The organism is Streptomyces tardus (genome assembly GCF_018101125.2).
Lineage (GTDB): Bacteria > Actinomycetota > Actinomycetes > Streptomycetales > Streptomycetaceae > Streptomyces > Streptomyces tardus.
Map to the genome: position 1 here is coordinate 4868873 of NZ_JAELVF020000001.1, position 4651 is coordinate 4873523.

4 protein-coding genes are annotated in these 4651 nt (G+C 73.0%); 2 read left to right on the forward strand and 2 right to left on the reverse strand.

The features are described 5' to 3' along the window. Together JGS22_RS20905 and JGS22_RS20910 are read right to left on the reverse strand one after the other, a co-directional pair. The coding region (locus tag JGS22_RS20905) for an AAA family ATPase (RefSeq protein WP_216815054.1) at positions 1-1925 on the reverse strand (1925 nt) is incomplete at its 3' end. Positions 1926-2301: 376 nt separating this feature from the next. Continuing rightward, on the reverse strand, positions 2302-2937 hold the full coding sequence (locus tag JGS22_RS20910; RefSeq protein ID WP_211043210.1) for a uridine kinase family protein: 636 nt from the start codon (positions 2935-2937) through the stop codon (positions 2302-2304). A gap of 209 nt (positions 2938-3146) precedes the next feature. Between JGS22_RS20910 and JGS22_RS20915 the strand changes: the two genes are divergently transcribed. Both JGS22_RS20915 and JGS22_RS20920 read left to right on the forward strand, forming a co-directional pair. Next, complete coding sequence (locus tag JGS22_RS20915) at positions 3147-4112, forward strand: TIGR03557 family F420-dependent LLM class oxidoreductase (protein ID WP_211043212.1); 966 nt, start codon at positions 3147-3149, stop codon at positions 4110-4112. 1 nt (position 4113) lies between these two features. After that, positions 4114-4509, forward strand: coding sequence for a flavin reductase family protein (locus JGS22_RS20920; RefSeq protein ID WP_372454290.1), 396 nt, complete (start codon positions 4114-4116; stop codon positions 4507-4509). Positions 4510-4651 lie beyond the last annotated feature (142 nt).

Below are 4651 nucleotides of genomic sequence, written 5' to 3' on the forward strand. Positions count from 1 at the left end.
TCGCCGTACGCCTGCATCAGATCGGGCAGCCGAAGCGTCGCCAGATCCTCCCGCGAGGGCTCGCCCGCGTACCCGGCCAGCCGCAGATCGCGGTAGGCGCAGCTCTTCTCGTAGAGCGTGCGTACGAAGCGGCCGTTGCCCAGCTCGTCGATCCACCCCTGGTCAACCACGTGTCCGGCGATGCTGCGCAACTCCTCCAGCGACTCCTCGTCCCACAGATCGTTGCTGTCGGCGGCCAGCACCTCGCCGATCGAGGTCAGCTCCAGCGGACGGTGGCTGGGGAAGTCGATGCGGGTCGTGAAGCGGGAGCCGAGCCCGGGGTTGACCGCGAGCAGCCGGTCCATGCCCTCGGGATAGCCGGCCAGGATCACCACCAGCCGGTCGCGGTTGTCCTCGGCCCGCTTCAGCAGCACCTGGAGTGCTTCGTCGCCGTACGCGTCGCCCTTGGCGTAGCCGGAGTTGGCCAGGCTGTAGGCCTCGTCGACGAAGAGGACACCGCCGAGCGCGGAGTCGATGAGCTCGTTGGCCTTGACCGCGGTCTGGCCGAGGAACTCACCGACCAGCTCGGCCCGGCCCGCCTCCACCAGATGCTCACCGCCGAGCAGCCCCAGCGCGTAGAACACCCGGCCCAGAATGCGGGCGACAGTCGTCTTGCCGGTGCCCGACGGGCCGGAGAAGATGAAGTGGCGCTTGGGCGGGTGCACCGGCAGCCCCTGCTCCGCGCGGAGCCGGGCCATGTGCAACTGGGCTGACAGCGCCCGCACTTGGCGCTTGACCGGTTCCAGCCCGACCATCCGCTCCAGCTCGGCGAGGGCGTGGCCGAGCAGCACCGGATCGGCCGGGCCGGCGGGCCAGCGCTGCGCACCGCCCTGCCGGTCGGGGAAGAGCCGCGCGGATCTCTCCCGCACCGCGTCCGCGAGCGCGGGCGGTGCCTCGCCGCGCCCCTCCCCGGGCAGCAGCACGGTGTCCGCTCCGGGGTCGGTGCCCTCACCCGGAGCGGAGCGGTCCGTGCTGTCGATGCGGTCGCCGCCCTCGCCGCCGAGCCCGTCGCCGTCGAGCGGCCCGCCCGGTGCCGGGCCGGGGCCGTCCGCGCTGACGCCGCCGGTGAAGCCGCCGATGGCGACCGCGGCCAGGCCGTGGGCGTCCCCGAGGCCGTCCGCGTCGGTGATGGCGGTCAGCCGGGCAGCGGTGTCCATGAACGCCGGGTCGACGCGGTGCACCGCGCGGTAGAGCGGCAGTGCGGCGGCGCTGCGCCCGGTACCCTCGCGGGCGCGCGCCAACCAGTAGCGCAGCTCCTTGCGTTGGGGCTGTTCGCTGCGGCAGCGCATCAGCGCGGAGGCCAACAGCGGCTCCGCCTGGCCGTACATCTCCAGCCGGACCCGGGCCATCCCGGCGAACAGGCCCGCCTCGATTCCCAGGATCGTGTCGCCCACCAGCGGTTCGGTGTGCGCGACCAGGGTGTCCCAGTCCTTGGCGAGGTAGGCGCGGCAGGCGTGCAGAAACCGCACCTGGCCGTCGGCCTCCACCGGAGGGCAACCGGCCAGCGCCCGGTCCAGCTCGGCCAGATGGCGACCGTCCAGCCAGTGCGAGGCGTGCGCGAGCAGCAGATCCCGACCCGACTCCAGCACCGGCTGGACCCACCAGCCCAGCCAGTACCAGGAGTTGAACGTACGGCGGTGCCGGGAGCGCTGCTCGCCGAAGCGGTCGCGGTGCTCGTACATCCGCAGCAGCGCGGTGACGGTGTCCGCGCGCAGCGCGTGCAAACCCAGCCAGGCGTCCGCCATGCCCGGGTCGAGCCGGACCGCGGTGCGAAACTCCTCCTCGGCCTGGGTGTAGCCGCCGATGGTGTAAGCCTCCACTCCGCGCAGCCAGGCGAGATCGGCGGGAGCGTACGGTTCGAGCGCGTCGTGCGTGCCGAAATCCATGGACCTCCCCCACGCCGGCGACCCGGTACCGACCACGTGTGAGCACACGGGTGGTGCGTACAACAGCGGTGCCAGGGAGGGTTGTTGACGCACCCTCAAGGCCCGGCGTGCTGGCATGTTACCCGCCCGGCGGGGTGCTCAGTGGTGCGAGGACCGGCCGGATGAGGCGGCCGGAGCAGGCGTTTCGCGTTGCCGGTCCTGAGCCGCCGCGATCACGATTGCACTCGGAAGAGTGGACTTCGCTACCCAGAGTCAGTGTCTCGTGGAACGGCTCGCGGGTGCTGCGCCCTGGCCACCGAATACGCCACGGGGAGCTGATGATTGACCACGCTCCGTAGTGGAGCCTCCGTGTCCGGGCCGCTCCGATCCGCGGCCGTCACGGCCCGACGCGCACGGCGTGCAGCGGATGGGCGGGCCCCGGAAGAACCCGAAAATCTCCGTCCGACTGGCGAACCAGATAGCGCGCGTACGGCAGGGTCGGGTCGTCGGCGAAGTGTGCTCGCTCCTCGGCCACCCACTCGTGCCAGAAATCGGCCAGCTCCTCGCCGTCCCGGTGCAGGCCGCGCTCCCAGGCGGTCTCCGGCGGCAGGTCCAGCCAGAGCGCGGCGCACAGATGGGGGCGCAGTGCACGCCGGCCGGCCCCGACGCCCTCGACCAGCACCGCGGGGGCGGGTGGCAGCTCGGCGCTGTGGATCGCGTGCCGGTGCACCCAGTCGTACACCTGGTACCGGGCGGTGCGTCCCCGGGAGAGCGGGCGGACGACCTGGTCGCCGAGGCGTTCGGTCCAGTCGAAGAGCTCCTCGTGCCGACTGAGGTCGTCCAGGTGCAGCACCGGCGCCCCTCCCAGCAGCGTGGACAGTCGCGCGGCGAGCGTCGTCTTGCCGGAGCCCGCGTGGCCGTCGATGCCGAGCAGTCGCACCGGCCCGCACGAGGGCGGGGCCCCGGCCAGCCAGGAGGCCAGCTCGCCGATGCTCCAGGCGGCGGGCTCGCGGTCGGAGGGCTCAGTGCTCATGTCGATGTCGCCTGCTCGGGGTAGCCGGTGCGGTCGCGGACGGGGTGCGCGCAGATGCCTCGGGTCGCCCCAAGATACGGGGTCCGCCGTGCCCTGCCCAGGGTGCCGCCACGGCCCCGCTCGCGGCCGGGTGGCTGGCTGGGCGACGCCGGGGATCCGGCGCCGGAGGGGATGTTTCACTCGGGTCGGAGCGGGCTACAGCAGGACCTATGGTGCAAATCGGATACACGATGATGACCGAGCAAGCCGGGCCGCGTGAGCTCGTCGCCCATGTGGTGGCGGCAGAGAAGGCCGGCTTCGACTTCTCCGTCACCTCCGACCACTTCTTCCCCTGGCTCGCCTCGCAGGGGCACGCGCCGTACGCCTGGAGTGTCCTCGGGGCCGCCGCCCAGGCCACCAGCCGCATCCCGCTGATGACGTACGTGACCTGCCCGACGACCCGCTACCACCCGGCGGTCGTCGCCCAGAAGGCAGCCACCACCCAGCTCTTGGCCGAGGGCCGGTTCCGCCTCGGGCTCGGCTCCGGCGAGAACCTCAACGAGCACGTGGTGGGCGGCGGTTGGCCGTCCGCCCAAACCCGCCTGGAGATGCTCGAAGAAGCCGTGGAGATCATCCGCGCGCTCTTCGAGGGCGGCAACGTCAACCACCGCGGCACCCACTTCGACGTCGACAACGCCCGGCTGTGGGACCTGCCCGAGACACTGCCGCCCATCGGCCTCGCCGTCTCCGGCGCTCGCTCCGCGAAGCTCGCCGGACGAGTGGCAGACCTCGTCATCGCCACCGAGCCGCGCGCCGAGCTGCTGGAGTCCTTCGACCGCGCGGGCGGCGCCGGCAAAGCCCGGGTCGGCCAGCTCCCGGTCTGCTACGACCCCGATCCGCAGGCGGCCCGCGCCCGCGCGCACGACCAGTTCCGGTGGGCGCTCGGTGCCTGGCCGGTCAACTCCGAGCTGCCCGGGCCCGTCGCCTTCGACCGCGCGACCGCGCAGGTCACCGTCGAGGACGTCGCCGCCGCCGTGCCCTGCGGAGACAGGGTGGCGGACTTCGTCGAGGCCGTACGGCCGTACGCGGCGGCCGGGTTCACCGAGATCGCCCTCGTGCAGGTCGGGGGAGCGCACCAGCAGCCGTTCATCGACTGGGCCGAGCGCGAACTCCTGCCCGCGCTCCGGAGGTTGTAGCGTGCCGGATCCACCGGGCGGCGCCGATGGAAGGCCCACGGAAGGCCGGGAGGTCTCGGGCAGCGCGCAGGCGTACGCCGCGCTGCTGGACCAGCCGGTCCAGATCGTCACTGCCGCAGCCGGGGGAGAGCGCGCCGGTTGCCTGGTCGGTTTCGCCGGGCAGTGCTCGCTGCGGCCGGTGCGCTTCGCGGTCTGGCTCTCCCGGGCCAACCGCACCTGGCGGGTCGCCGACCGCGCCGACCACCTCGGCGTCCGTCTGCTCGACCCCGAACGGCTCGACCTGGCACGCCTGTTCGGCGGCGAGACCGACAAGTTCGCCCGTACACCGTGGCGTTCGGGCCCCGGCGGGGCGCCCGTCCTGGAGGGGGCCGCGGCCTGGTGTGTCGGCGCGGTGTGAGGCGTGGACGGTGGCGACCACGAGGGGTTTCTCCTGGAGCCGGTGCGGGCAGCCGTGCCCGGCACCGGAGGCGCGGCGCGCTCCTCTCGCTCGACGACACTCTGCCCCTCGACCCCGGCTGCGGCAGTGACGATCTGGACCG